This is a genomic window from Polaromonas sp. P1_G1 (assembly GCF_056405595.1).
The window spans coordinates 43,039-65,677 of record NZ_JBFUBU010000025.1 but is presented as its reverse complement, the minus strand read 5'-3'; the positions used below and the strand labels follow the sequence as shown (position 1 = coordinate 65,677).

Genomic DNA, 22,639 nt, shown 5'->3' with positions numbered 1-22,639 from the left:
GGGCAACTACCTCACGCCCACGCTGCTGGGCGGCAAGAACTCGCTGTGGTTCACCGAGCAGATCTACACCCAGTTCATCACGCGCTTTAACTGGGAACAGGGTGCGGCCTTTGGCTTTTTGCTGCTGGGTTTGTCCACGGCTATCGTCTGGTTAGGCCTCAAGTTGACCGGCCAGAAGTTCGGCGAAGTGATGAGGCGTTCATGAGGGACACAGCATGATCGCCTCCCTGCCCCGCCCAGCCTGGCTGCGCGCCGGCACCTGGGCCTATGCCCTGGCGTTTTTCGCCTTCCTGTTCCTGCCGCTGGTGGTGGTCGCGGTGTTCGCCTTTAACGATGCGCCCTACCCGGCGCCGCCCTGGCGCGGCTTCACGCTCGACTGGTTTTTCGGCAGCAAGGCCGGCCGCAGCGGCCTGTTTGCCGACCGCCCCATGCTGGCCAGCCTCTGGACCAGCGTGGTCGTGGCCGCCTGGGTCACGGTGCTGGCCGTGCTGGTCGGCACCACCAATGCGTTTTTGATCGAACGCGCCCGCTTCCCCGGCAAGCAGGCCCTGTCTTTCCTGATGCTGGCGCCGCTGGTGATCCCCGGCGTCATCCTGGGCATCTCCATCCTGGCCTTCGCCAGCCGGATGGCGCAGCTGGCCGACGACTGGTGGGGCCTGGAACTCGACTTTTTGCGCCCCGGCTTGCCCCTGGTGGTGATAGGCCAGTTTTCCTACATCGTCTCCATCGCCACCCTGGTCATCACCGCGCGCCTGAAACGTTTTGACATCACCCTGGAAGAAGCCGCCTACAACCTGGGCGCCTCCCGCGCCGCCGTCTTCACCACCATCACCCTGCCCTACCTGAAACCCGCGCTCATAGGCGCCGCCGCGATCTCGTTTTTGATGTCCTTCGAGAACTTCAACACCACCCTGATGCTGGTCGGCTCGGACGCGCCGCTGACCGTCATGATGTACGGCCGCATGCGCGAAGGCGCCACGCCGGTGCTCAATGCGGTGAGCCTGTTCCTGATGCTGGCCTCGGCTGCGCTGGCGCTGACGATCCTGCGAAAACCCGCAGACTCCCCCGGGCACTGATGGCGGCTTCTTGCCCCCTCTCCCTCTGGGAGAGGGTTGGGGTGAGGGCCAGCGGCCGTAGCAAGCCAGGCAGCCATTCAACCGCCGCAGGCCCCCACCCCTGCCCTCCCCCAGCGGGGGAGGGAGGAATTCAGGGAATCGGGTGATCACCATCGCTGTGTCATGTTCTTACTCCCTCTCCCCCTGGGAGAGGGTTGGGGTGAGGGTCGGCGGCCGTAGCAAGCCAGGCAGCCGTTCGACCGCCGCAAGCCCCCACCCCCACCCTCCCCCAGCGGGGGAGGGAGCAAAGACCTAGCATCAACGCCAAGAGGTTTTTTGAAGGTTTCCAGCACCCCGAGCGCTTTACAAAGCCCTTCCAGCGGATAGCCAAATGGCGTGCAGGGATGACTGAATCGTGATACGGTGCATCTGTAAATACAGGGCCTGAAAACCGCCTTCCAACCGCTTTCCGCCCCGTATCAGCCCGGTTTTGACACTTTGACCTCAGAGGTGAACGGATGCGCAGGCCAGCCCTTTACAGCAGTTCAAACCGTCCGGCGCAGGGCGCGGATGACGCCCAGGCGCAGCCGCCCGGCGAGGCCACCACCGCGGACGCCGTCCCAGCTTCCCCTCCTCCACCCTCCCGCTTTCCCCGCCTTGCCCGGCTCAGCCAGCGCCTGGCGCGCCACCAGCTCTACCTGCTGTGGTCCGTCGTCGGCCTGCTGGCGCTGCTGCTGGCCTTCAGCTTTGCCTCGCCGCTGCGCAACCCGGCGCGCAAGCTGACCCAGGACGACATCAACGCGGCCGTGCTCAAGACCCTGGAAACCACGGTCCTGCCCTCGCCCGGCACCAAGGCCTACGACACCATCATTCCCTCGGTCGTGCGCATCGTCGGCCTGGGCAAGGACAAGGATGGCAAGGAGGACGGCGAGCGCAGCGTCGGCAYCGGCGTGGTCATCGTCGACAAGGGCATCATCCTGACCAACCTGCACGTGGTGCAGAACGCCCAGACCATCAAGATCACCTTTGCCGACGGCCTGGAGTCCACCGCCAGCATCACCGGCGTGCAGCCCGAGAACGACCTCGCCGTGCTGCAGGCCCACAAGATCCCCGACGACCTGATCGCCGCCACCATGCGCTCCACCGCCGACCTGGCCCCCGGCGACCAGGTCATGGCCGTGGGCTACCCCTTCGGCATAGGCCCCTCGGCCTCGCAGGGCGTGATCTCCGGGCTCAAGCGCAACTTCCGCTCGCCCGAGGGCAAGCAGATGATGAGCAACCTGATCCAGTTCGACGCCGCCGCCAACCCCGGCAACTCCGGCGGCCCCCTGGTCACCATGGACGGCGAGGTCATCGGCATCGTCACCGCCATCTTCAACCCCAACCAGCAGCGCACCTTTGTCGGCATCGGCTTTGCCGTGCCGATTGAAAACGCGGCCTCGGCCGCCGGCATGCCGCCGTTCTGAACCCCTTACGACACCTCCTGACCCCAGCCTCCAAGGACCCCGCCGCATGGAACAGACCACTCCGCAAAACGCCAACCACGACACCGCCCAGCTCATGGAGCAGATTCTTTACGAGGTCAAGCGCGTAGTCGTCGGGCAGGACCGCTTCCTCGAGCGCGTCATGGTCGCCATCCTGGCCCAGGGCCATTTGCTGGTCGAGGGCGTGCCGGGTCTCGCCAAGACCCTGACCATCAAGACCCTGGCCAACACCGTGCAGGGCCAGTTCAAGCGCATCCAGTTCACGCCCGACCTGGTGCCGGCCGACCTGGTCGGAACCCGCATCTACAACCAGAAAACCGGCGAGTTCAGCACCTCGCTGGGCCCCGTCTTCACCAACCTGCTGCTGGCCGACGAAATCAACCGCGCGCCCGCCAAGGTGCAAAGCGCGCTGCTGGAAGTGATGCAGGAGCGCCAGGTCACGATTGCCGGCACCACCCACAAGGTGCCCGATCCATTCCTGGTCATGGCCACGCAGAACCCGATTGAAACCGAAGGCACTTACCCGCTGCCCGAAGCCCAGGTCGACCGCTTCATGATGAAGGTGCTGGTCGACTACCCCACCGACGAGGAAGAGTTTGTCATCGTCCAGCGCGTCACCGGCCCCGCCGTCGCCGTGAGCGCCGTCGCCACCACCGAACAGCTGGCCGCGCTGCAGGCCGAATGCCGCCGCATCTACGTCGACCCCTCGCTGGTGCAGTACGCGGTGCGCCTGGTCTCGGCCACCCGCACCCCCGTCAAGCATGGGCTGAAAGATTTGCAGCGCTTCATCACCTTCGGCGCCAGCCCGCGCGCCACCATCAACCTGACCGAAGGCGCGCGCGCCCTGGCCCTGCTGCGCGGCCGCAGCTACGCCCTGCCCGAAGACATGACCGACCTGGTGCCCGACGTGCTGCGGCACCGCCTGGTGCTGTCGTATGAAGCGCTGTCCGAAGGGCTCACCGCAGACGGGCTCGTCGCCAAGATCATGGCCAAAATCCCGCCTCCAGCCAAACCCCTCGAGCATGAAAAACTCGCCGCCTGAACCGGTCAAATCCGCTGCCGCCAACGCAGACCAGCTGCTGCGCCGGCTCGAGTGGACGGTGCTGCGCCGTCTCGACGGCCTGCTGCAGGGCGACTACCGCACGCTGCTGCGCGGCACCGGCATGGACCTGGCCGACCTGCGCGAGTACCAGCACCATGACGACGTGCGCCACATCGACTGGAACGTCACCGCCCGGCTGGAGCAACCCCATGTCCGCGTCTTCACCGAAGACCGTGAGATGAGCGCCTGGTTTCTGCTGGACCTGAGCCCGTCGATGGACTTCGGCTCCAGCGAGCAGCGCAAGCGCAATGTCTCGGCCGAGTTTGTCGCCGTGCTGGCCCGCATGCTGACCCGCCACGGCAACCGCGTGGGCGCCATGCTATATGGATCGGGTGTCGACGCCGTGATTCCCGCGCGCGGCGGCCGCCACCATGTGCTGCACCTGCTGCACACCCTGCAGACCAGGCCTGAAACAAGCGACCTCGGCCCGACACGCCTGCACGAGCTGCTCGAATCCGCCGCCAACCTGGTGCGGCGCCGCTCCACCGTGTTTGTGGTATCCGACTTCATCAGCGAACCCGGCTGGGAGAGACCACTGGGCCAGCTGGCCCGCCGCCATGAAGTCGTGGCCGTGCGCCTGCTCGACCCGCTGGAGCTGGACCTGCCCGACCTGGGCCTGATCCCGATACGCGACGTCGAAACCGGCGAGCAACTTCTGGTCGACACGCATGATGCCGGTTTCCGCAAACGCTTTGCGCGCATCGCGGCCCAGCGCGAGGCCGACCTGCGGCAGGCGCTGGCCCGCGCCGGCGTCGACGCGCTGGAACTCTCGACCGACGACAACCTGGTCGACGCCATCATGCGCTTCACCGAACTGCGCAAGCGCCGCAGCCGCACATCGGGTGGCGCCATGCCCACCCACCTGAAGCGCGCCGCCTGACGCTGCCAAGGACATCTCACCATGAACCTCCCCAGCTGGCTCACCTCCTTCATGTCAAAACTGCCCTTGCCGACTTTTTTGTGGCCGGAATTTTTGTGGCTGCTGCTGGCGATCCCGCTGCTGGTGCTGATCTACATCTGGCTGCTGCGCCGCAAGAAAAAAATGGCGCTGCGTTACGCCAGCCTCTCCATCGTCCGCGAAGCCATGGGCCGCGGCCAGAGCTTCCGCCGCCATGTGCCGCCGATACTCTTCCTGCTGTCCATCGCCGCCATGCTGGTCGCCGCCTCGCGCCCCTTCGCCGTCATCAGCCTGCCCTCACAACGCGAAACCATCATCCTCGCCATGGACGTCTCAGGCAGCATGCGCGCCGCCGACGTGCTGCCGAATCGCCTGGTCGCCGCACAAAACGCCGCCAAAGCCTTCCTGGCTGATTTGCCGCGCAATGTGCGCGTAGGCATCGTCGCCTTCGCCGGAACCGCCTCCGTCGTGCAGCAACCCACACTGAGCCGCGAAGACCTGGTCGTCGCCATCGACAAATTCCAGTTGCAGCGCGGCACCGCGATTGGCAACGGCATCGTCGTCTCGCTGGCCGAACTGTTCCCCGATGCCGGCATTGATTTAGCGTCCATGCAATACGGCCGCGAAAAACCGCGCGGCACCTCCATAGACCAGGCCCTGGCCCCCGACAAAGGTGCCAAAAAAGAATTCGTCCCCGTCGCCCCCGGCTCCTACACCTCAGGCGCCATCATCCTGTTGACCGATGGCCAGCGCACCACCGGCGTCGATTCTTTGGACGCAGCCAAAGCCGCCGCCGACCGCGGCGTGCGCGTGTACACCGTGGGGGTGGGCACGGTGGACGGCGAAACGATTGGCTTTGAAGGCTGGTCCATGCGCGTCAAGCTCGATGAGGAGACCTTGAAGGGCATTGCGCGCACCACGCAGGCGGAGTACTTCTATGCCGGTACCGCGGCGGACTTGAAGAAGGTGTATGAGACGCTCAGTTCGCGGCTGGCGATTGAGAAGAAAGAGACGGAGGTTTCCGGGCTGCTGGCCTTGCTGGCGGCTGCGCTGGCTTTGGTGTCGGCCAGTTTGTCGCTGCTTTGGTTTAACCGGATTCTTTGAGGTAGGCACCCACGCGGCATGAAGAATTGCCGGTTTAAACAAAAACCGAGTAACCCGGTACTCACACAACGCAGGCCTAGAGTTTTCAATTGACGACTACCCAGCAGACCGCATCAAACGGCGCGGCCTAGCAGGGTTATCCATGAATACAGCGAAGCGCAACAAATTAGCGTCTTCTCTCGCATAACTCCTCCATTTGTAGGGCGCGCATCGCAACCCCATCCATAGAATCGATGGTGGGATTCTCCCTATGTGCGGCCAATATCAACGAGGAGTTTGTAGAAATGAAAATGACACCGGGCCGCCGTGCGCTCGACAAAATATACAAACGTCGTGATAGATATGACATACCTGAGTGGCAGCGGGGCGAAGTTTGGGATGACGAGCGAAAAAAAGCATTGATTGATAGTGTGCTTCGCGGCTGGAAGCTGCCGAAGTTTTACTTTGTCAAATTGTCCGAGGAAGATTTCGAAGTCGTAGATGGTCAACAGCGACTCACAGCGATCTACGAGTTTTTTGCTAGCACCTTGCCTCTCTCAGAAGAATCAGCAAAAGTATTTGGCGGTCCGTACTACAAAGACCTGAAAAGCCGCGTCTCGGACGTCTTTGACGATTTTGAAATTGAGTACGATGAAATCGAGAACGCCGACCAAGAGGAGTTAAAGGAGTTTTTTCAACGATTACAACAAGGGCTGCCTCTTACCAGCAGCGAGAAACTTAACTCAGTTCACAGCAAACTTCGCGACTTCTGCCAGAAGTTGTCCAAGCATAAGTTTTTCACTCAATCTATATCTCTTGCTGACACTCGATTGGCTCACTTTGATATTGCTACCAAAGCAGTGGCTATCGAAGTTGAAGGAATTGATACGGGTCTCCGTTATGAAGATTTGAAGCGTATCTTCGCGTCGCAGAAGAGTTTTTCTCCCGCTTCTGCGGTCGCCAAAAGATTGTTATTGGCCCTGGACTTTTTAGCAGATGCATTTCCAAAACGGAACGCAAAACTAAAAAATCGCACTATCGTTCAATCTTTGATTACGTTCGCGTGCCGAGTAGTTGAGAGCAAGCCAAAGGCAAACCTAAGCGAAGCGATCGCGAAGTACACCGATACATTTCTGGAAGGGCTGTCAGAGCAGGTTGAGTTGGGTCAAGCTGCGTCTGACTATGACTACGTTCGGTTTCAGCGCTCGATCAATGCAAACATTAGGGCTGGCGCCAGGATCCGACATGAGGTTCTCCTGCGTAAGGCTTTTTTATTTGATGCCAAGATCGCCGACGCGTTCAGCCCAGCCGCGATTGCAAGTAGTGGTGTAGTGCGGCGAGTGTCGGAGCTAGCCGAAGAAGTTTCCTCTCAGATTGGTCGCCTCAACACCGCGTATGCACATGTACACGGTGACGATCTTTTTAAGTCTACGAATAAAACTACTCAGGCCCTTTCTCGACTTGGCAAACCTATTGCCGATCTTTCGGGATACAAGTCATTCATTGATGATCTGTACTTCATTTTTCGGGAGAGCATTGGCCAACGGTTAGCCACTAATTTACCTTCCTCCTTTGTCGACGTAAATACGCTTCGAACAGATCTTCAACACGACGTCGATCACGGCGATGCAAAGAAAGTCAGAAGCAAACAGAAGAAGATTGGCGAGACTTTTGAGAAGTACTCCGGCACCAAGTCACCGCAACTCATTGATGCCGAGAGATTTATTCTTGTCCAAGCAAATCTTCTATCGTCGCTGAACCTTGATCTGGTGAACTTGCCGATCAATTGAATTGACCGAGTCGCAATGAAGCGGTAATTTCATGAACTCAATCCAAGGTAATTTCAGTCGTGTAAGTCCAGCAGCTTTTGCTGAAAAAATCGGCATTCCGCTTGGGTGGTTTGTAATATCTCATCGATGGATGCCCGCAAAGAAGGATCGCCGTGCTAGCCATGGGAAGTGGTTCAAACTATCTACGGAGCATGGGTCGATCTACAGGGTCTTACGGTTCTCTACAAACCTGCAGGGGACGTCGGGCTCGATCGGTCAGATAGTTATCGACTACCCTGGATGGCTGGACTTGCTCGGACGTGCAGAGGATGCAACAGGGCCAATTGGGATTGAAATATCGCCCACAAAGTGGTGGCAAGCGGGAGCCCTTGCGGTTTCTCATCCGGACCCTTCGGTCCGCCTTTCCGGATGGCTCGCCGTGTTGTCTTTTTTTTTGGGTGCTATCTCTGTACTACTCGGCATATGGTCTCTATACAAGACCTATTACCCATGATCAATCTGTCTGAACCGTCGAGTCCAACGATCACCGCGGCGCAGATGCAAGCTTCCGTACCTGGCCAAAGATCGTGTCCATGGGTGAAATACTATGCTGTGGCGCGTTGCTGACACCAATCTTTATATTCTTGGGTCGGTGCACGTGTCAGACGAGCCGCTAGTCTTCAGTGAGCAAACGGTCATAGCCTTGGAAAAGGCAGAGATTTTGGCTTTCGAGTCCAACATTGATGCAGTAACAGATCCCCTTATCGGTCGCTTTAAAAGCGGGTCTCGCCTCAACAACACTATTCCCAAAGATCTCTTCGATGACACCTCCTATCTTTGGGCTCGATTTCTATTTGATCCCAATGAACTAAATGGTCTTCAAGCGTGGCGGGTGGGCTTTCGACTTATGAGCGAAATCATGCAGCAGCATGGGTTCCTATTCAACGAGGGAATCGATCGAAGAGTCTTAGAGCTAGGAAAATCGCAACAACGGAAGTTATTCTTTCTCGAGTCCATTAATGCGGTTTCTCTAATTATGAGTAAGGTACCTAGTGCCGAACAGGAGCTATTCCTTGCGTTGACCGTGCGAAAGACTGAAGAGGAAGTACAGCTCTTGAGACAGATTGTGACGGCGTGGAAGAATCAAAAACCCGACGATCTGATTCCCGTATTAAACCGAGAGTTTCGATTACTTCCGGCGATGTATTCAGCACTCCTTCATGATCGAAACAAAGCGTGGCTTCCTCAATTGCTTCGTTTGGCTCGCGGCCGAAGAAACACTGTTGCAATAGTTGGAGCATTACATATGGTTGGCCCCAATAATCTTTCGGATCTGTTATCCAACCAAGGTTTGCCCTGTGCTCGTCTCACCTAATCGCTGAACAACTCAATTCCTCAAGAAAAATCAAACGTCTTGCGGAGGTCTGTTACGCCTCAACAACAAAGGCCTGTAGCCCGGCCATCCTCCCATCCCGAAACCGCCAGACATCACAGTAGGCATGGCGGACATCCTTCCCCGCCTCGTCCCTCAAAGTAATCTCCCCAAGCGCCGCAACAAAGTCCCCGTCGGCAATCATCTGGTGGACCTCAAACCTCGGCGGCTCCCGGTACTCGTTCGCCATCCATTCGCGAACGGCGTCCTTTCCCTTCAGCGTTTTGTCACCCACAAAGGTCCACTCCGTGTCTTCGGTGCAGAACTTCAGGAATCCTTCGTAGTCGCCTTTCACGATGGCCGCGTTGGCCTTTTGCAGAATCTCTTTGTGGCTCTCTGGCATTGAGAAATCTCCTGTTTCGATGGGATGGATTTCAGAGTCTGATCGCGCACAAACACAAGGCTTTGTCAGCCTCGCGCCGCGCAGCACGTAGGCCACGCACTTTCTTCGGAGCGGACCAGTCAGCCAAGTCCTACGCCCAAAGCTGAAACCCGGAGCTGGCACTTCGCCTTCACAGGCCTAGCTTGGAATAAGCAACTCGCCGGTCATACACCCGTCGCCGGCCAAGGAGGACTTGTGATGAAACTCATGCCGCAACTGGCCTTTAACGGAAACTGCCGCCAGGCCTTTGAACTTTATGAAAAAGTGCTCCGGGGCAAGATCACCGTGATGAACGCCCTAGGCGACACGCCGGAGGTCCCGCTTCCGCCGGGCTCCAAGCCTTCGGCGCCCGAACACATACGCTTCGCCGAACTCCAGATGGGCGACTGGGCGTTGCTGGGCAACGACGTACCGCCCGACGAATTCGAGCCCATGCGTGGCTTCAACATCGCCCTGCATGCCCAAAGCGTCGCGGAGGCCACGCGCGTCTTTGAGGCCCTGGCCGAGGGCGGCGAAGTCAAGGCGCCGCTGACGCGCATGCCCTGGGCCGCGCGCTTCGGCCAGTTGGTGGATCGCTTTGGCGTGCCCTGGCTGGTTCTTGCGCTGGCGCACTAGAGAGCGGCCGGACGGCCGCGCTGTCAACTCACTGCGGCCGATACCGCTCAAGCACGTCGTTGTTCACAGTCCCATCGGCGTTAAAGGCCTGCCTGACGGCGCCCACAATGGCTTCCCACACACCCGCCTGGGTGAGCACCGGCATTTCTTTGGCCAGCACATTGCTCAGCTGGTCCTGGTTCTGCTCCATCGACCGCAAAAGCCGGTCGGCCTGGTGGTCGGGCATCTCGACGACTTCCTTGATGGCGGCCCGTGCGCGCTGGTGGCTGCGCAGGTATTTCGACTCCTCGCGCATCTGGCCAGTGAGCGTGCGGGCGATCACCTTGGACAGGTACGCCACGTGCGGCCCCAGATCCGGGTAGCGCCAGGTGGGCCGCGCCAGGTCGTGGGCTTCAAAAACGAAGTTGGACGTCACCCCATCGGGATAAGTGGTCTGCACCTTGGCAAACTCCACGTGCTCGCGGATGGCCGTCATCAGAGGGCGTGACACCTGGTCGAGGATCTGGTCATAAGCGCGCCGCTCGCCCGCATCGGAAGTGATGACGGCCGACACGGGCAGGATCACCGGCTCCGGGATCACGCCATCCCGGCGCAGCACGTCGTTGACCAGGAAACGATGGACACGGCCGTTGCCGTCGGCCATGGGGTGGATGTAGACGAAGGCAAATGCTGCCACGGCACTGCGCAGGACCGGTGACTGTCCCTGGGTGCGCTCCAGAAAGGTCTGCAGGCCTTCCAGCATGTCCTGCAGGTCCACCACAGGCGGCGCCACGTAATGCACCACCTCCTGGTAGCGGACGGTCTCGCCGACAAAGACCGGTGACTGGCGCACGCCGGCCCGCGCCACCGTGGTCAGGGGGCCGAGGATTTCCTGTTGCAGTTCCGCCAGGGCGGCATCGCTGAGCGGAAGCGGGCCCTGGCCGGTGCGCCTGGCCATCACATCGGCAAAGCGCTGGATGCGGGTGGCCCGGTCGGCTTCGCCTTCAATGCTGAAGCTGGCTTTGCTTTCACGCAAGGTCATCCAGGCCGCTGCGCGCAACAGCAGCTCTTCGCCGAATTCCGCGGAGAGCTTTCCAAAGAGCGCGGGGATGTCCAGTTCCGCGGCGGTGTTGACCGCCTCCGTCCTGGCCACGATGGGGCAAAAGAACCGCGTCCCGGGCAAGTTGTCATTGACCCGCCAGCGTGCCACTTTCACTGCCTTGTCGGGGGACGCGGCCAGCAGAAGCTCATCGTCGATGGCATCCACATAGTTGCCCCTCAGGCCCTCCGGCGCATGCAATTCTTTGCCGGTGAGCCATTCATAGAAAAAAGCGGCACGACGGGCGTACATCCCGGTGGGCTCTCGCAAGACCCACGACTGCAGAGGGTCCGGACCTGTCACTGTAAAAAGCCTGGCCAGGAACTCGAGGTGCGGCACTTCATGGCGCAGATGGAAATACAGGTGGTCCGCGAATTCCGCGAGGGGGCGCGTTCCTTCGGGGAAGGTTTCCAGGCGAAAGCTACCCTCTACCCGGGTTGCGCGCCTGCGGCCGATCTGGCTCATGACAGGAAGACGCGCCAGCGGGCGAACGTCAAATTCCCTGGCCAGCCAGGCCGCCCCAATCGGGTCGTCGGGAAAGGGGTATTGGTCGAAATCGTTCATCATGCTGCGGCTGCCGAAGGTGCTCAAAAATGATTAGAAATGGACTCGGATGCGCTTTATTGACTTTTGGATGTCTTATTTTGATTACAAACATGCATTTTTGTCCAAAAACGATTATTTAGCTAGCGACGCCAGGGACCCCTAAACCCCCAGATGCACGTTTGCCCAAATAACGTATGATGCATGTCATGCGAAACGCAAAACCACCCAAAATCAACGCCCGCTCCGCCGCCAAAGAGGCCTCCCACGAACGCATCGTGTCAGTGGCCGCGCGGGCGATACGGCGCAGCGGTTACGACGGAACCGGCGTGGCCGACATCATGAAAGAAGCGGGCCTCACGCACGGCGCGTTTTACGCGCACTTCGCCTCGCGCGAGGCCATGCTGGCCGAAGCCGCGACCCGGGCCTGCAGCGAATCTGCCGCCGTGATAGCGGGCGTTGCGGCCGGCTCGCCCCCTGAACAGGCCATGGCGGCCATGCTGCGCGCCTACCTCTCGCCGGAGCACCGGGAGCAGGTCGAGCTGGGCTGTCCCCTGGCCGCGCTGGGCTCGGAAACGCCGCGCCAGGTGCCCGAAGTGCGCCGCGCGATCACCCGGCACGTCAAGGAAATGGTGGATTTTGTCGCCCGCCAGTCGCCTGACTGGGGCCAGCCCGGCGCCCATGAGCGCGCGCTGGCGACGGTGGCCACCATGGTCGGCACCTTGCTGGTGGCGCGCGTGGTCGACGAGCCCGCGCTGGCGGACAGCTTTTGCGAGGCTGCGCTGCAGCAGCTGGTTCCGGTTTCCCACTGAATTCCTCTTTCAGAGCTTTCTCTGCTTTTTTCTTCGCCCTCATATATGACGAACATCATGCCAAATTCACTTTTCACCGAAAGACACGCACCATGAACACCCACAACAAGATTGCCCTGGTGACAGGTGCCTCCTCTGGCATAGGCGAAGCAACCGCGCAGCGGCTGGCCGGCGCAGGCTACAAGGTCTACGGCACCAGCCGGCGCGGCGGCCAGGCAGGCGGGCAAGCTTTTGAGATGCTGCCACTGGATGTGACCCAGGACGCGTCGGTGGAGGCCGCGGTGCAGAAGCTGATCCAGCTTGAAGGCCGCATCGACCTGCTGGTCAACAACGCGGGCTTTGGCGTCGCCGCCGCGGGCGCGGAAGAGAGTTCGATGGCGCAGGCCCAGGCGATCTTCGACACCAACTTCTTCGGCCTGGTGCGCATGACCCGTGCCGTGCTGCCGCACATGCGGCGCCAGGGCAGCGGCCGCATCATCAACATGGGCTCGGTGTTTGGTTTTTTGCCCATGCCCTACATGGCGCTGTATGCCGCGACCAAACACGCGGTGGAAGGCTATTCGGAATCGCTGGACCATGAGCTGCGCACGGCCGGCATCCGCGTCTCGGTGATAGAGCCCGCGAACACGAACACGCAGTTCGACGCCAACCTGCTGGAGCCCGACGAAAAACTCGAGGCCTACCGTGAGGTCCGCGCGGCCGTGACACGCAAGATGAAGGAACTCGTCGAGGCCGGCGACAAGCCTGCCGTGGTGGCCGACACCGTGCTCGAGGCCGCGCTCGCGGCGCACCCCAAGCGGCGCTACACGGCCGGCCCTCGCGCGGGCAGCCTGCAATGGCTGCGCCGCCTGGCGCCCGCCGGCCTGGTGGATGCCGGGATCCGCAAGAACCTGCAACTCGATGCGCCAGGGCTGTCGCTGCCCCGCGCCGCAGCGCTCAGCAAATAGTCCAAGCCCTGATTCAACACCAGCGTCAACACAACCCGGCACACCGGGAACAAGGAAAACAATGAAAGCACTGACCTTCAAACGCTACGGCAAATCTCCCGACATCGGTTTTGCCGATGTGCCCCGGCCCACGCTGAAGCCCGACGAGCTGCTGGTCCAGGTCCATGCCGCGGCCGTGAACCCGATCGACAACATGATCCCGACCGGGCTCTTCAAGGCGGTGGTGAAGTTGCAGCTTCCTGCTGTGATGGGCAGCGACCTGGCCGGTGTGGTGACGGAGGTCGGCAGCCGCGTGACCCGCTTCAAGCCGGGTGATGCGGTTTTTGCGAGCATCTTCGACATCGGCACGGGCGCGATTGCCGAGTTCGCGGTGGTGCCGGAAAGCGCGGCCGCGCTGAAGCCCGACAACCTGGACTTTGTGCAGGCGGCTTCGATCCCCATGGTCGGGTTGACCTCATGGCAGGCGCTGAAAGAGCGGGTGAAGCTCAGGCCCGGCCAGAAGGTGTTTATCCCCGCAGGGTCCGGTGGCATCGGCACCTTCGCGATCCAGCTGGCCAAACACCTGGGCGCCAGGGTGGGCACGACCACCAGCACCGGCAATGTCGAACTGGTGCGCAGCCTGGGCGCTGACGAGATCGTCGACTACAAAAAACAGGAATTCGAGAAGGTGCTGCGCGGCTATGACGCGGTGCTGGGCACTGTCAGGGGTGACGCGATGGAAAAAGCCGTCGCCATCCTCAAGCCGGGGGCCAGCATGGTCTCCCTGGTCGGGCCGCTGGACGCGGCATTCGCCCGCGCCCGGGGGCTGAACTTCTTCCTGACCTTTGTGTTCGCGATGATGAGCCGCAAGATCATGGGCCTTGCGAAACGGCACGACGTCAGCTATTCATTTCTCTTTGCGCATCCCGATGGCGCCCAGCTTGCCCACATCGGCGAACTGCTCAAGACGGAGCAAATCCGGCCGGTGATCGACAAGGTGTTTCCGTTTGAGCAGGCCAAGGAAGCGCTTGACTACCTCGGCCAGGGACGCGCCAAAGGCAAGGTCGTGATCAAGGTTCGTTGAGTTTTGTTCGTGCCGGTTCGGGTGGAAACCGGCAGCGGAATGTTTTTCCCCACTTTTTATTTTTGGAGATGTTTATGAAGATCAAAGATTCCGTTGTCCTCGTCACCGGCGCCAACCGCGGCATAGGCCTGGCTTTTGCGCGCGAGCTGCTGGCACGCGGCGCCCGCAAGGTGTATGCGGCGGCGCGCGACCCGGCCACCGCCACCCTGCCCGGTGTGCAGGCCTTGCGCCTGGACGTCAACAAACCCGAAGACGTGGCGGCTGCCGCGGCGCTGGCTTCGGACGTGACCCTGGTGATCAACAACGCCGGCATTGCCCAACCAGGCGGCTTCCTGGCGGCCGACAGCGAGGACGTCGCGCGGCGGATTTTTGAGACCAACTTCTTCGCCGTGCTGCGCATGAGCAAGGCCTTCGCGCCGGTGCTCAAGGGCAACGGCGGCGGCGCGCTGCTCAATGTGCTGTCGGTCGCATCCTGGGTCAACGGCGGCGAACTGGCGGCCTACTCGGCGAGCAAGTCGGCGGCCTGGTCGCTCACCAATGCCCTGCGCAGCGAACTCGCGCCCCAGAAAACCCAGGTGCTGGGCCTGCACATGGCCTATGTCGACACCGACCTCACGCGCGGCTTCGAAGTGCCCAAGTCCAGCCCCGAGGACATCGTCAAGCGTGCGCTGGACGGCCTGGAAGCCGGCGCCGATGAAGTGCTGGCCGATGAGGTGACGCAGCATGTCAAGCAAGGCATGACGGCGGCACGGCCCAGCTACCTGCCGCAAGCGGCCTGAGCCTGAAACGGCACGGCCGGATCAACCGGCCTGGCATTCTTTCGCGAAGGCGGCCAGCGCCCTCGTGAAAGCCTTGGGGACCTCCAGCGGCGCGAACTCGCCGCTGCCCTCCAGCACCTCACCCTTGAGGCGCTTGGCACCCGCGGCCTTCAGCGCGGGGAGGTAGTCGTCGGGCGAACGGCCGTCGGCGTCGCCGCGCAGGTAGAGCATCGGCGTTTCGATGTTTTTGTGCCGGCTGTTGTGCCGGGCATCGGCCTGCAGTGCACGGTACCAGTCAAAGCCGGCCTTGAGCGCCTCGGGGCGCTCGTAGGCTTGTGCGAAGGCGGCTCTATGCGCCTCGGTCACGGCCTCCTTGTTGCCGGCCAGGAAGTCGGTGAAAAAATCAAAGTAAGCGCGCTGGTGGCCCATGACCAGAAGCTCGGGCAGCTCAGGCAGGGCATGGAAGGCGAAGTGCCAGATGCGAGGATCGGCCAGGATCTTGTCCCAGGGGTCGATGCCGGGGATCACGGTGTTCATGACCACGGCGCCTGCGATGCGCTCGCCGTGGTCGCGTGCGGCCGCATAGGCGATCATGCCGCCCACATCGAGGCCGGCAATGATGGGGGAGCGCGCACCGGCGCGTTCCGCCGCGCCGATCACGATGTCGGCCAATACGGTCTTCTCCGCGGAAGGCGGGGCGCCGCGTGAATCGCCGATGCCGGGTAAATCGAAGGCCAGCACAAAATGCCCGGTGGCGAGCGTGTCGATCACCGGGGCATAAAGGTCCTTGGAATGGGGCCAGCCGTGCAAAAGCACGATGGCGGGCCTGGTGGGATCACCGGCCGCGATCAAGCCGAGTGTCAGGCCCTGATGGTCCAGGGTGTCGGTGCGCATAAAGCATCCGGGCTCGCACGCATGCGGCGCCTGCCTGGCGCTTCATGCGCGAACGAACCCGGCCTCCTGGCTAAGGCTTAGCGTTTCGGTTTGGTGACTTCGTGGCCGATCACACCGCCGACCGCGGCGCCGCCCAACGTACCCGCCGTGCTGCCGCCCGTGAGTGCCGAGCCGGCCAGGCCGCCCACACCGGCGCCGATCGCGGTGTTTCTTTCCTGTGTCGTCATGCCGCTGCAACCTGCAAGACCCATCGCGGCGAGCGCGAAAACTGCGCTGTATTTTTTGATGCTGTTCATTTTGACTCTCCTTCAACAAGTGGATGAAAGTTGAAGAGCAAATGCCGCCTCATTCTTGATCACGCCATCAAACCCTTCGTCACGTGAATGAACCGCTCATCGCTGCTGCTTGCAAGCCTGCAAGCCACTGCGATGGCTTTTCATTGCTGGTTCATTCATGCTAGAAGGCTGGGTGTTCACGGGTGTAGGACGAAACCCCGAGGTCCCGTCCAGTTTCGCCAGGCGATATTGCAGCGAAAACAGCCACGACAAGGTCAGCGGCCCGGCAAGAACAGCCGTGCCGCGGCACGCGCGGCCATCCACGCGAAGGCGGGCTTCAGCCCCGTCGTGCAGCCTCAATCTTGGCGATGTCGATTTTCTGCATCTCCATCATCGCCTCGAAGGCGCGCTTGGCCGCCTTGCGATCAGGGTCGGCAATCGCATCGGTGAGGGCGCGCGGGGTGATCTGCCATGACAGGCCCCACTTGTCCTTGCACCAGCCGCACGCGCTTTCCTGGCCGCCGTTGCCGACAACCGCATTCCACAGGCGATCCGTCTCGGCCTGGTCGTCGGTCGCGATCTGGAAAGAGAAAGCCTCGCTCTGCTTGAACTGCGGGCCACCGTTGAGGCCGATGCAGGGGATGCCGGCGACGGTGAACTCGACCGTCAACACGTCGCCCTGCTTGCCGTCGGGGTAGTCGCCCGGCGCGTGAAATATGTCCCCGACCTTGCTGTCGGGAAATGTTTTGGCATAGAACTTCGCAGCCTCCAGCGCGTCGCGCTCGTACCAGAGGCAGATGGTGTTCTTGCTGACTTTTTTGCTGGCCATTGTGTGTCTCCTGAAGTTGTGGTGAGTTGAAGCATTGGGCACCCGGCAACCACCGGGGGGAGGCAAGAGCGCCTATCGTATTCATTGAATCCAGGCTTGGGATGCCGAACTAACCCTTGGATGTGGACGGGTCCGCAGAGCGCGGATAAGTCCGCTCTTCCTCGAACGTTCCGTCGGCGCGGTGGATTTTCACGGAGCCGGTCTTTCCGGCCATGAACTGCTGCGTGGCTTCGAGGATCTCCGCCTTGGTGGGCTTGCTGAGGGACGCGCGATCAGCCCCTTGCCGGGTCAGGTCCCAATGGCCATCGTGCGATTTGATGTGGTAGTTGTCCATACGGTCTCCTGTCTGTCTCTTGTTAAAAGGCGCATGGTATGGCTCAAATTTGCCACGGTGGTGTAGGACAGCTTCCAGGGATTGACGGTGCCAGGGGATGCTTTGCGGCCTAGAATGATCCGCGACATCGATCCAGGTTAGACGAATCACAACAATCCACTGGAGGGCATCTTGAGCCGCTACATCAAAATTTTCACCGCCTCTTACCTCATCCTGATTGTTCTATTGGCAGGACTCGCCGAAATCCTGAAAATTCAATCTGGCGCACCGTTCGCCGTGACCTCCGTGTTGGGCGCCACCCTCTTCGCGTCCATGGCATTCGCAAAGGATCATGCTCGCGCTCCGACCAATGAAGAGAAATCGTCTTTTGCATGGCGCGCCCTCTTGTGTGTGTGGCTGGTCTCGCTTCTTTGCGCAGCCGTGTTCATTGCAGCCCTGGTTCCGGCAAGCGAGGTCTGGAGTTTCCTGCGCACCTTCACATCGGGGAGTGCGTTGGCTTTGGCCGCCGGTTTTTTCCTTTTCATCTCGGCCATGCATTACGTCGCCATCCGTTGGTTCTTCGGATGGTATGCCAGACGTTCAGCAGGCGGTTGAGCGCGAGGCTCGGCATTTCAAATTGAGGCCAGGACACATAAGGCGATACCTCCTATGCGATCACCACTAGGCACCATCATCATCTACGCGCGAGACATGAAAAAGTCCGCCGGGTTCTACGCCACGCATTTTGGTTTCATCACGACTGGCGAAGTCAGCGAAGGGCTCATCGAACTGCGCGCGCCCAATGCGGGCGCCGGGATACTGATCCACCAGGCCGCCAAGTCGGTGAAGCTCGGGCAGGTCGGCGTGAAGCTGGTGTTCCAGGTGAAGGACGTCGCGGCCTTTGTGGCCGAAGCGGCGGCGCGGGGGCTCAAGTTCGGGGCGATCCATGAGGCCAATGGCTATTCATTCGCCAACGCCAACGACCCGGACAAGAATTCGGTGAGTGTTTCGAGCCGGGCGTTTCGCCAGGTTCCGGCGCATGGCTAAGCTTCGCTCATTGTGGGTCGACCCCCTGTCGGATACTCGCAAGCGCCGGGACCAGCTCTTGCGGGAGCGGGCATTGCCGGATGCTGCAAGCCAGCCGGAGGCGTACGAGCAGCTCAACAGGCAGATCAAGTTTGAAGAAGACTTCATCGCCTCGTTCACCGACTTCAAGAAAGAAGTCGCCGCGAAAAGGCGTGGCCCGATGTCCTTGACCGCCAAGGGAATCCTTCAACTCCTGGGCATCGCAGTTCTCTGGTTTGTTGTGATCGGAATCTGGAGGCGATATGTTGGGTAAACCACACCGCAATCCCCCCAAAGCCAGCACCTGCAGAGCCGCCCGGATTGGACGCTAGCTCTTATGGGACCACACCGCGTCAACGTCATCAACACGCTGCAGCTGATCGCAGCGCCGTCTGAGCAGCTTGAGTATCAACAGAACGCACCAGGCATCAACGTGGCAACGGAACTGGTGAATCAATGGTTTGACGACTTCTACCATCCGGGTGATGCGAAATTTGATGCCGAATTTTCGCCACGCGAGCTTGAAACCCTGGCCGAATTTAACCAGTTCTACGACGCGCGGGTTTCGCAGCTTCCGGACCGGCTTTCCGAGATGCTTGAATCACCTGTCTAGCTCGACGTCATGGCGGCAGCGAACAAAGTTCTGCGGACCAACGGCTGGATCGGCGTGGACGCAAGGTATGAGCGCTAGGCGACCACTCGCCTAGAATCATTTGCGGGATTTGTCGTGACAGCTACTTAGCCAACAGAAGTCAAAGGGGGAGAAACCAATGGACACTAACCAGACAGCGCTGCTATCCGAGATCCGTGACCTGCTGAAAGAGCAGAACACGCTTATCGCCGACATCAAGGCCATGAACGTCGAGGCCGCAGGCCGGAATCTGCTGGCGATGGACCAGGCCGGCGAGTGGCAGGCCTCGAGCACCGACGCCTTGCAGCGTGCGCGCCGCGAGAACAGGAAAACCTTCATCGTCTTCATGCTGTTTCTGCTTTTGATGGCCGGCTTTGCCTTCTATCGATTCGGTTCATTCAGCCGGATGCTGGGCGCATAAGCGGCTTCAACGTCAAGGCCCACACATGACACGCATCATTCCGCCCCTGGTCCTCGAGATGGTGAACGAGGCCTCCAGTTCCGCCGGCTCCGATGTTTCCCCGTTCTGGCAATCGGACAGCGAGGGAACGCCGGAGGAAGGCATGTACCAGCTGGCGCTTGAGCTGGACATTGAAGACCCCGACCATTTTCTCGACCAGCTCCCACCCGGCTACCGGATGGTCTACGCGATCTTCCAGTGGGAAACGAGCCGGGCCGGCGAAGGGTTCAAGACGGGGACCGACAACTCGGGGGCTGAACTGGTCCAGGCCGCGGCAAAAGCCTATGCCGAGGCGGGTATGCCCGAGGAAGCCATGGCGCTGGAGCGCATGCTGGCGCAGTACACACAAACACCATTGGACTACGACCGGATTGAGGCGGCTTACGAAGCAGAGGACAACAATCCGTACAAAGAGGACTGGGAGCGCATTCCGCGGCTGGTCCGGCATCTTTGCGAGAATGCGGACCGCTATTTTTATGTTGAGGCTTGAGGGTCGGTGGTCCGCCGCAGGCGCGCATGGGATGAAAATATCCTGAGGCCTTGCGTGCCAGGTGCGGTATGGTTCCGGCTAACACGGGAGATCAGATGAGACATATACGCGCAATGACGTGGACCGCGGCAGGCCTGGGCTGGCTCGCGGCCTTCTTCTTTTTGGGGTCGGCCATAGGCGGCGTTCAGTGGATAGCTCACACCGGGCGCACCATTCCGGCCGCGTTAAACATCGCGATGGCGGTCCTTTGTTTCGGGGCGGCCTACTGCTTGTTTTCCGGCGGGAAGCTTCCCAGAGGCCTCGCCATCCCCATCGTTCTGCTCGCCCTGCTGCACCTGGTGAACATCTTCACCTTTCTGCTGTTTGCGGCGCGTGTCCAGTCCGATTTTTTAGCGCCGCTGTTCCTGCTGTCGGCCTTCATTCCCACCAACACCGGGTTCACTTCGTGGATTCCCGGGTATCTCAATCTTTTCCTGCTTCCGGTGCTTTCCTTGCTGCTTGTCTTTTTTGGCGGAAGCCGGGAAAGGGCGGCAGATCAAGCTTGATACCTGGCCRAGATTCAGGCCCTGGCCCGCGTTGCCGCCACCGCAGGCAGAAACCACCTATTGCACATGGCATTCCCGCCGCAGCAAGGCCAGCGCGTCGTGGAGCGCATGTACGGCATCGCTTTGCAGCGTGGCCTGCGCCTCTTCCACAAACTCATCCCACAAGCTGGCGTAGGCGTCCTGGTGCTGCACCGGTGCGTGGGCTAGGAGGTATTGGTGGGCCAGCGCGGGATTGAAACTTGATTTGCGGATCTTGCGCAGCAGGGTGGCGGCGCTTTTTTCCGTCAGCACGGTCTTGGGCGCGGAACCGGCGGCCACGCACAGGAACAGGGTCAACAGCGAACCATCGTCCGCATTGCCGCCGGTGACCTTGCTCCACACAGCGGATGCCTGGCGGTCATGGTGATCGACCTCGTTCAGGCCGTCTTCCACCCAGAAATACCGGCCCATGAAGGCCGGGCTGCGGTCAAACAACTGGCGCGGCGGCAAGGCCGCATCGAGTATTTTGGGCGCGTCGGCCATCACGGACTGCCGCACCGCCTCCACCACGTCCCGCAGGTGGGCAGGCAGCTTTTTCGGAACGATGAGCGGCAGCGCAGCCGTAACCGCAGGCGGAACGGCCCCGTGTTTTTTGCGCAAGGCGGCGATCATCTTCTCAAACGCGACCCAGTCGGGCATCTCGGTGCGGCCCGTCGCCGGCACCAGCAAGGCGGTGCGAATCACCGCTTCGGCATCCTTGCCCGCGTCTTCGAGTTCGGCGGCGTCCATGCCCAGCTCGCCGGCAAGCCAGACGGCCGCATCGATCACCTGCGCCACCTGGCTGCGCCGGGCAAGTTCGGCCTGGTAGTCGGCCAGGCTGCGCAGCGACCATTTGGCCAGCAGCGGAATGTGCGCGTCGGTGAAGCCGCCGCGCTCATTCATGCCGAAGTGGCTGTTTTGCGGCATGGCGATCAGGGCCTTGAGCATGTCCGACCCGCCCTTGGAGCGCGACAGCAGCGAGAAATCGCGCAGCGATTCAGCCGCCTGCCGGAGGTCGCCGTGGCAGGAATTTTCGAGGTACAGGCTGATCAGGTTCACCATGCGATCGCGGGCTTTTTCAAGGTCCGGGCGCAGAAACTCATTGCCGAAATAACGCGCGATCTGCACCATGCCCTTGGGGCCTTCGACCCGCATGGCTTCGATTTTTTCGGCACCGATAATGCCGTGCTGCACGCCGTACTGCAGCGCCTTCTCAAAAAAGTGGCGCGTATCGTAGAGCGAGATGGCGGAAGGCGACGGCATGGGTACGAGGCTGGTCTGGGTGGTCTAGGTAGTCTGGATAGGGAGATGGCTGCGAAGCCTCAAATCGCCGACTCCTCGTCGGACTCGCGCGCCGTCGGTGTGGCCTTGCCGCGATCGGTGTCGCCGGTCTCGACCTTGCCGTCGTCCTGCACATCGTCGTCGTTCTCGTCCTCTTCGTCGGAAACCGCCTTGTGCGCACTGCCCTTGGCGCGCAGCACCATCAGCATTTCAATGAACAGGTCCGGCAGTTCGTAACGCAGTATCCAGGCGAGCTGCATCCAGTCCTGGTCGGCGATCTCCTCCTGCTGGACACGCGGTCTTTCGTAGGCCGAGGCCAGCAGGGCGGACTGGGACAGCATCTTGCCGTATTCGTCGGCCGCCTCAAAGCCGCCGCTGCGCGCAAAGCCCTCGACACGGCTCCACTGGTCGGAAAAATAATCGGCGAGGGCTTCGCTGCCGCCGTCCAGGTCGCCGATCGCGCTGAGAAATTCCACCGGGTCCGCATCCTCGCGGAAGATCACCGCATTGACCATGCCGCGCAGGTGCGTGCGGGTCAGGTCCTTGTAGAGCTTTTCAATCACCACGGCGCGGGCAAACTGCGCGGGCGTGACCAGCAGGCCGACCACCGACGCCCGGGAGTTGTCGTATTCGCGAATGACCGCCAGGACATCCTTGGGCGGCAACTGCTCCAGCACCACCATCAGCGCTGCATCACCTTCGGCGTCGGCCAGCCCGACCAGCGCGGCCTCGGCGCCGACGATGTCGCCGGCCGCAATCAGGCTTTGGGTTTTTGCTATCAGGGCGAGATGCGTTGTCATCAGGGGTTTACCTTCCA

At 61.1% G+C, this 22,639-nt stretch carries 27 protein-coding genes and 1 pseudogene; 20 read left to right on the top strand and 8 right to left on the bottom strand.

Annotation, left to right across the window (positions count from 1 at the left end; all coding sequences use genetic code 11):
- The 8 genes and pseudogenes from AC1D1Y_RS14285 to AC1D1Y_RS14250 form a co-directional block, all read left to right on the top strand.
- Window positions 1-205: pseudogene (locus AC1D1Y_RS14285) on the top strand (ABC transporter permease); the annotation flags it as partial.
- A gap of 10 nt (window positions 206-215) precedes the next feature.
- Window positions 216-1,076, top strand: coding sequence for an ABC transporter permease (locus tag AC1D1Y_RS14280; protein WP_477682904.1), 861 nt, complete (start codon window positions 216-218; stop codon window positions 1,074-1,076).
- A 497-nt stretch (window positions 1,077-1,573) separates the two neighbouring features.
- Entirely contained in the window at window positions 1,574-2,521 is a 948-nt protein-coding gene (locus AC1D1Y_RS14275; protein WP_477682903.1) for a S1C family serine protease, read from the top strand.
- Window positions 2,522-2,567: 46 nt separating this feature from the next.
- Window positions 2,568-3,581 (top strand): AAA family ATPase, encoded by a 1,014-nt coding sequence (locus tag AC1D1Y_RS14270; RefSeq protein ID WP_477677007.1) that lies wholly within the window; start codon window positions 2,568-2,570, stop codon window positions 3,579-3,581.
- Window positions 3,562-4,521: a DUF58 domain-containing protein gene (locus tag AC1D1Y_RS14265; protein ID WP_477682902.1), complete on the top strand. Its 960-nt coding sequence runs from the start codon at window positions 3,562-3,564 to the stop codon at window positions 4,519-4,521. The genes AC1D1Y_RS14270 and AC1D1Y_RS14265 overlap by 20 nt, the downstream gene beginning before the upstream one ends.
- Window positions 4,522-4,542: 21 nt before the next feature.
- Window positions 4,543-5,643 (top strand): VWA domain-containing protein, encoded by a 1,101-nt coding sequence (locus tag AC1D1Y_RS14260; RefSeq protein ID WP_477682901.1) that lies wholly within the window; start codon window positions 4,543-4,545, stop codon window positions 5,641-5,643.
- Between the two features lie 284 nt (window positions 5,644-5,927).
- The gene (locus AC1D1Y_RS14255; RefSeq protein ID WP_477682900.1) at window positions 5,928-7,412 is read left to right on the top strand and encodes a GmrSD restriction endonuclease domain-containing protein; all 1,485 of its coding nucleotides are present in this window, start codon (window positions 5,928-5,930) and stop codon (window positions 7,410-7,412) included.
- Window positions 7,413-7,998: 586 nt separating this feature from the next.
- Window positions 7,999-8,766 carry a TraB/GumN family protein gene (locus AC1D1Y_RS14250; RefSeq protein ID WP_477682899.1) on the top strand — a complete coding sequence of 256 codons (768 nt, stop codon included), beginning with the start codon at window positions 7,999-8,001 and terminating at the stop codon, window positions 8,764-8,766.
- A gap of 52 nt (window positions 8,767-8,818) precedes the next feature.
- Here AC1D1Y_RS14250 and AC1D1Y_RS14245 read toward each other — a convergent pair whose 3' ends face one another.
- Window positions 8,819-9,166, bottom strand: a complete 348-nt coding sequence (locus tag AC1D1Y_RS14245; RefSeq protein ID WP_477682898.1) for a nuclear transport factor 2 family protein — start codon at window positions 9,164-9,166, stop codon at window positions 8,819-8,821.
- A 237-nt stretch (window positions 9,167-9,403) separates the two neighbouring features.
- Between AC1D1Y_RS14245 and AC1D1Y_RS14240 the strand changes: the two genes are divergently transcribed.
- Window positions 9,404-9,820 (top strand): VOC family protein, encoded by a 417-nt coding sequence (locus AC1D1Y_RS14240; protein WP_477682897.1) that lies wholly within the window; start codon window positions 9,404-9,406, stop codon window positions 9,818-9,820.
- 28 nt (window positions 9,821-9,848) lie between these two features.
- Here the strand turns inward: AC1D1Y_RS14240 and AC1D1Y_RS14235 are convergent, their stop codons facing one another.
- Window positions 9,849-11,465 carry a Fic family protein gene (locus AC1D1Y_RS14235; RefSeq protein ID WP_477682896.1) on the bottom strand — a complete coding sequence of 539 codons (1,617 nt, stop codon included), beginning with the start codon at window positions 11,463-11,465 and terminating at the stop codon, window positions 9,849-9,851.
- A 173-nt stretch (window positions 11,466-11,638) separates the two neighbouring features.
- Between AC1D1Y_RS14235 and AC1D1Y_RS14230 the strand changes: the two genes are divergently transcribed.
- The 4 genes from AC1D1Y_RS14230 (at window position 11,639) to AC1D1Y_RS14215 (ending at window position 15,042) form a co-directional block, all read left to right on the top strand.
- A complete protein-coding gene (locus AC1D1Y_RS14230; RefSeq protein WP_477682895.1) occupies window positions 11,639-12,253 on the top strand; it encodes a TetR/AcrR family transcriptional regulator in 615 nt (204 codons plus the stop codon).
- A gap of 92 nt (window positions 12,254-12,345) precedes the next feature.
- Entirely contained in the window at window positions 12,346-13,200 is an 855-nt protein-coding gene (locus AC1D1Y_RS14225; RefSeq protein WP_477682894.1) for an oxidoreductase, read from the top strand.
- A gap of 61 nt (window positions 13,201-13,261) precedes the next feature.
- Window positions 13,262-14,263, top strand: a complete 1,002-nt coding sequence (locus tag AC1D1Y_RS14220; RefSeq protein ID WP_477682893.1) for an NADP-dependent oxidoreductase — start codon at window positions 13,262-13,264, stop codon at window positions 14,261-14,263.
- A 74-nt stretch (window positions 14,264-14,337) separates the two neighbouring features.
- Window positions 14,338-15,042: an SDR family oxidoreductase gene (locus AC1D1Y_RS14215; protein ID WP_477682892.1), complete on the top strand. Its 705-nt coding sequence runs from the start codon at window positions 14,338-14,340 to the stop codon at window positions 15,040-15,042.
- Between the two features lie 21 nt (window positions 15,043-15,063).
- Here AC1D1Y_RS14215 and AC1D1Y_RS14210 read toward each other — a convergent pair whose 3' ends face one another.
- The 4 genes from AC1D1Y_RS14210 to AC1D1Y_RS14195 form a co-directional block, all read right to left on the bottom strand.
- Window positions 15,064-15,915 carry an alpha/beta fold hydrolase gene (locus AC1D1Y_RS14210; protein WP_477682891.1) on the bottom strand — a complete coding sequence of 284 codons (852 nt, stop codon included), beginning with the start codon at window positions 15,913-15,915 and terminating at the stop codon, window positions 15,064-15,066.
- Window positions 15,916-15,992: 77 nt separating this feature from the next.
- Window positions 15,993-16,211, bottom strand: a complete 219-nt coding sequence (locus tag AC1D1Y_RS14205; protein ID WP_477682890.1) for a glycine zipper 2TM domain-containing protein — start codon at window positions 16,209-16,211, stop codon at window positions 15,993-15,995.
- Window positions 16,212-16,527: 316 nt separating this feature from the next.
- Complete coding sequence (locus AC1D1Y_RS14200) at window positions 16,528-17,019, bottom strand: VOC family protein (RefSeq protein WP_477682889.1); 492 nt, start codon at window positions 17,017-17,019, stop codon at window positions 16,528-16,530.
- A gap of 109 nt (window positions 17,020-17,128) precedes the next feature.
- Window positions 17,129-17,353: a DUF2188 domain-containing protein gene (locus AC1D1Y_RS14195; protein WP_477652604.1), complete on the bottom strand. Its 225-nt coding sequence runs from the start codon at window positions 17,351-17,353 to the stop codon at window positions 17,129-17,131.
- Between the two features lie 171 nt (window positions 17,354-17,524).
- On the opposite strand from AC1D1Y_RS14195, the gene AC1D1Y_RS14190 reads away from it, so the two are divergent.
- From AC1D1Y_RS14190 to AC1D1Y_RS14160, 7 genes are all read left to right on the top strand, one after another.
- Window positions 17,525-17,947, top strand: coding sequence for an ABZJ_00895 family protein (locus tag AC1D1Y_RS14190; RefSeq protein WP_477682888.1), 423 nt, complete (start codon window positions 17,525-17,527; stop codon window positions 17,945-17,947).
- A 54-nt stretch (window positions 17,948-18,001) separates the two neighbouring features.
- Window positions 18,002-18,379, top strand: a complete 378-nt coding sequence (locus tag AC1D1Y_RS14185; RefSeq protein ID WP_477652602.1) for a VOC family protein — start codon at window positions 18,002-18,004, stop codon at window positions 18,377-18,379.
- The gene (locus AC1D1Y_RS14180) at window positions 18,372-18,671 is read left to right on the top strand and encodes a hypothetical protein (protein ID WP_477682887.1); all 300 of its coding nucleotides are present in this window, start codon (window positions 18,372-18,374) and stop codon (window positions 18,669-18,671) included. Before AC1D1Y_RS14185 ends, AC1D1Y_RS14180 begins: the two co-directional genes overlap by 8 nt.
- A gap of 63 nt (window positions 18,672-18,734) precedes the next feature.
- A complete protein-coding gene (locus AC1D1Y_RS14175) occupies window positions 18,735-19,010 on the top strand; it encodes a hypothetical protein (RefSeq protein WP_477682886.1) in 276 nt (91 codons plus the stop codon).
- A 157-nt stretch (window positions 19,011-19,167) separates the two neighbouring features.
- Window positions 19,168-19,449: a hypothetical protein gene (locus AC1D1Y_RS14170; RefSeq protein ID WP_477652599.1), complete on the top strand. Its 282-nt coding sequence runs from the start codon at window positions 19,168-19,170 to the stop codon at window positions 19,447-19,449.
- Window positions 19,450-19,474: 25 nt separating this feature from the next.
- Complete coding sequence (locus AC1D1Y_RS14165) at window positions 19,475-19,978, top strand: DMP19 family protein (RefSeq protein ID WP_477682885.1); 504 nt, start codon at window positions 19,475-19,477, stop codon at window positions 19,976-19,978.
- Window positions 19,979-20,091: 113 nt separating this feature from the next.
- Window positions 20,092-20,523: a hypothetical protein gene (locus AC1D1Y_RS14160; RefSeq protein ID WP_477682884.1), complete on the top strand. Its 432-nt coding sequence runs from the start codon at window positions 20,092-20,094 to the stop codon at window positions 20,521-20,523.
- A 57-nt stretch (window positions 20,524-20,580) separates the two neighbouring features.
- On the opposite strand, the gene AC1D1Y_RS14155 is transcribed toward AC1D1Y_RS14160, so the two are convergent.
- Together AC1D1Y_RS14155 and AC1D1Y_RS14150 are read right to left on the bottom strand one after the other, a co-directional pair.
- Entirely contained in the window at window positions 20,581-21,804 is a 1,224-nt protein-coding gene (locus tag AC1D1Y_RS14155; protein WP_477682883.1) for a hypothetical protein, read from the bottom strand.
- 59 nt (window positions 21,805-21,863) lie between these two features.
- Window positions 21,864-22,622 (bottom strand): hypothetical protein, encoded by a 759-nt coding sequence (locus AC1D1Y_RS14150; protein WP_477682882.1) that lies wholly within the window; start codon window positions 22,620-22,622, stop codon window positions 21,864-21,866.
- Between the last annotated feature and the right edge of the window lie 17 nt (window positions 22,623-22,639).

Bases quoted from the DNA above. Each gene is read 5' to 3' on its own strand.
- AC1D1Y_RS14280 (WP_477682904.1), top strand. From the start codon at position 216: ATGATCGCCTCCCTGCCCCGCCCAGCCTGGCTGCGCGCCGGCACCTGG.
- AC1D1Y_RS14270 (WP_477677007.1), top strand. From the start codon at position 2,568: ATGGAACAGACCACTCCGCAAAACGCCAACCACGACACCGCCCAGCTC.
- AC1D1Y_RS14265 (WP_477682902.1), top strand. From the start codon at position 3,562: ATGAAAAACTCGCCGCCTGAACCGGTCAAATCCGCTGCCGCCAACGCA.
- AC1D1Y_RS14260 (WP_477682901.1), top strand. From the start codon at position 4,543: ATGAACCTCCCCAGCTGGCTCACCTCCTTCATGTCAAAACTGCCCTTG.
- AC1D1Y_RS14255 (WP_477682900.1), top strand. From the start codon at position 5,928: ATGAAAATGACACCGGGCCGCCGTGCGCTCGACAAAATATACAAACGT.
- AC1D1Y_RS14250 (WP_477682899.1), top strand. From the start codon at position 7,999: ATGCTGTGGCGCGTTGCTGACACCAATCTTTATATTCTTGGGTCGGTG.
- AC1D1Y_RS14245 (WP_477682898.1), bottom strand. From the start codon at position 9,166: ATGCCAGAGAGCCACAAAGAGATTCTGCAAAAGGCCAACGCGGCCATC.
- AC1D1Y_RS14240 (WP_477682897.1), top strand. From the start codon at position 9,404: ATGAAACTCATGCCGCAACTGGCCTTTAACGGAAACTGCCGCCAGGCC.
- AC1D1Y_RS14235 (WP_477682896.1), bottom strand. From the start codon at position 11,465: ATGATGAACGATTTCGACCAATACCCCTTTCCCGACGACCCGATTGGG.
- AC1D1Y_RS14230 (WP_477682895.1), top strand. From the start codon at position 11,639: ATGATGCATGTCATGCGAAACGCAAAACCACCCAAAATCAACGCCCGC.
- AC1D1Y_RS14225 (WP_477682894.1), top strand. From the start codon at position 12,346: ATGAACACCCACAACAAGATTGCCCTGGTGACAGGTGCCTCCTCTGGC.
- AC1D1Y_RS14220 (WP_477682893.1), top strand. From the start codon at position 13,262: ATGAAAGCACTGACCTTCAAACGCTACGGCAAATCTCCCGACATCGGT.
- AC1D1Y_RS14215 (WP_477682892.1), top strand. From the start codon at position 14,338: ATGAAGATCAAAGATTCCGTTGTCCTCGTCACCGGCGCCAACCGCGGC.
- AC1D1Y_RS14210 (WP_477682891.1), bottom strand. From the start codon at position 15,915: ATGCGCACCGACACCCTGGACCATCAGGGCCTGACACTCGGCTTGATC.
- AC1D1Y_RS14205 (WP_477682890.1), bottom strand. From the start codon at position 16,211: ATGAACAGCATCAAAAAATACAGCGCAGTTTTCGCGCTCGCCGCGATG.
- AC1D1Y_RS14200 (WP_477682889.1), bottom strand. From the start codon at position 17,019: ATGGCCAGCAAAAAAGTCAGCAAGAACACCATCTGCCTCTGGTACGAG.
- AC1D1Y_RS14195 (WP_477652604.1), bottom strand. From the start codon at position 17,353: ATGGACAACTACCACATCAAATCGCACGATGGCCATTGGGACCTGACC.
- AC1D1Y_RS14185 (WP_477652602.1), top strand. From the start codon at position 18,002: ATGCGATCACCACTAGGCACCATCATCATCTACGCGCGAGACATGAAA.
- AC1D1Y_RS14180 (WP_477682887.1), top strand. From the start codon at position 18,372: ATGGCTAAGCTTCGCTCATTGTGGGTCGACCCCCTGTCGGATACTCGC.
- AC1D1Y_RS14175 (WP_477682886.1), top strand. From the start codon at position 18,735: ATGGGACCACACCGCGTCAACGTCATCAACACGCTGCAGCTGATCGCA.
- AC1D1Y_RS14170 (WP_477652599.1), top strand. From the start codon at position 19,168: ATGGACACTAACCAGACAGCGCTGCTATCCGAGATCCGTGACCTGCTG.
- AC1D1Y_RS14165 (WP_477682885.1), top strand. From the start codon at position 19,475: ATGACACGCATCATTCCGCCCCTGGTCCTCGAGATGGTGAACGAGGCC.
- AC1D1Y_RS14160 (WP_477682884.1), top strand. From the start codon at position 20,092: ATGACGTGGACCGCGGCAGGCCTGGGCTGGCTCGCGGCCTTCTTCTTT.
- AC1D1Y_RS14155 (WP_477682883.1), bottom strand. From the start codon at position 21,804: ATGCCGTCGCCTTCCGCCATCTCGCTCTACGATACGCGCCACTTTTTT.
- AC1D1Y_RS14150 (WP_477682882.1), bottom strand. From the start codon at position 22,622: ATGACAACGCATCTCGCCCTGATAGCAAAAACCCAAAGCCTGATTGCG.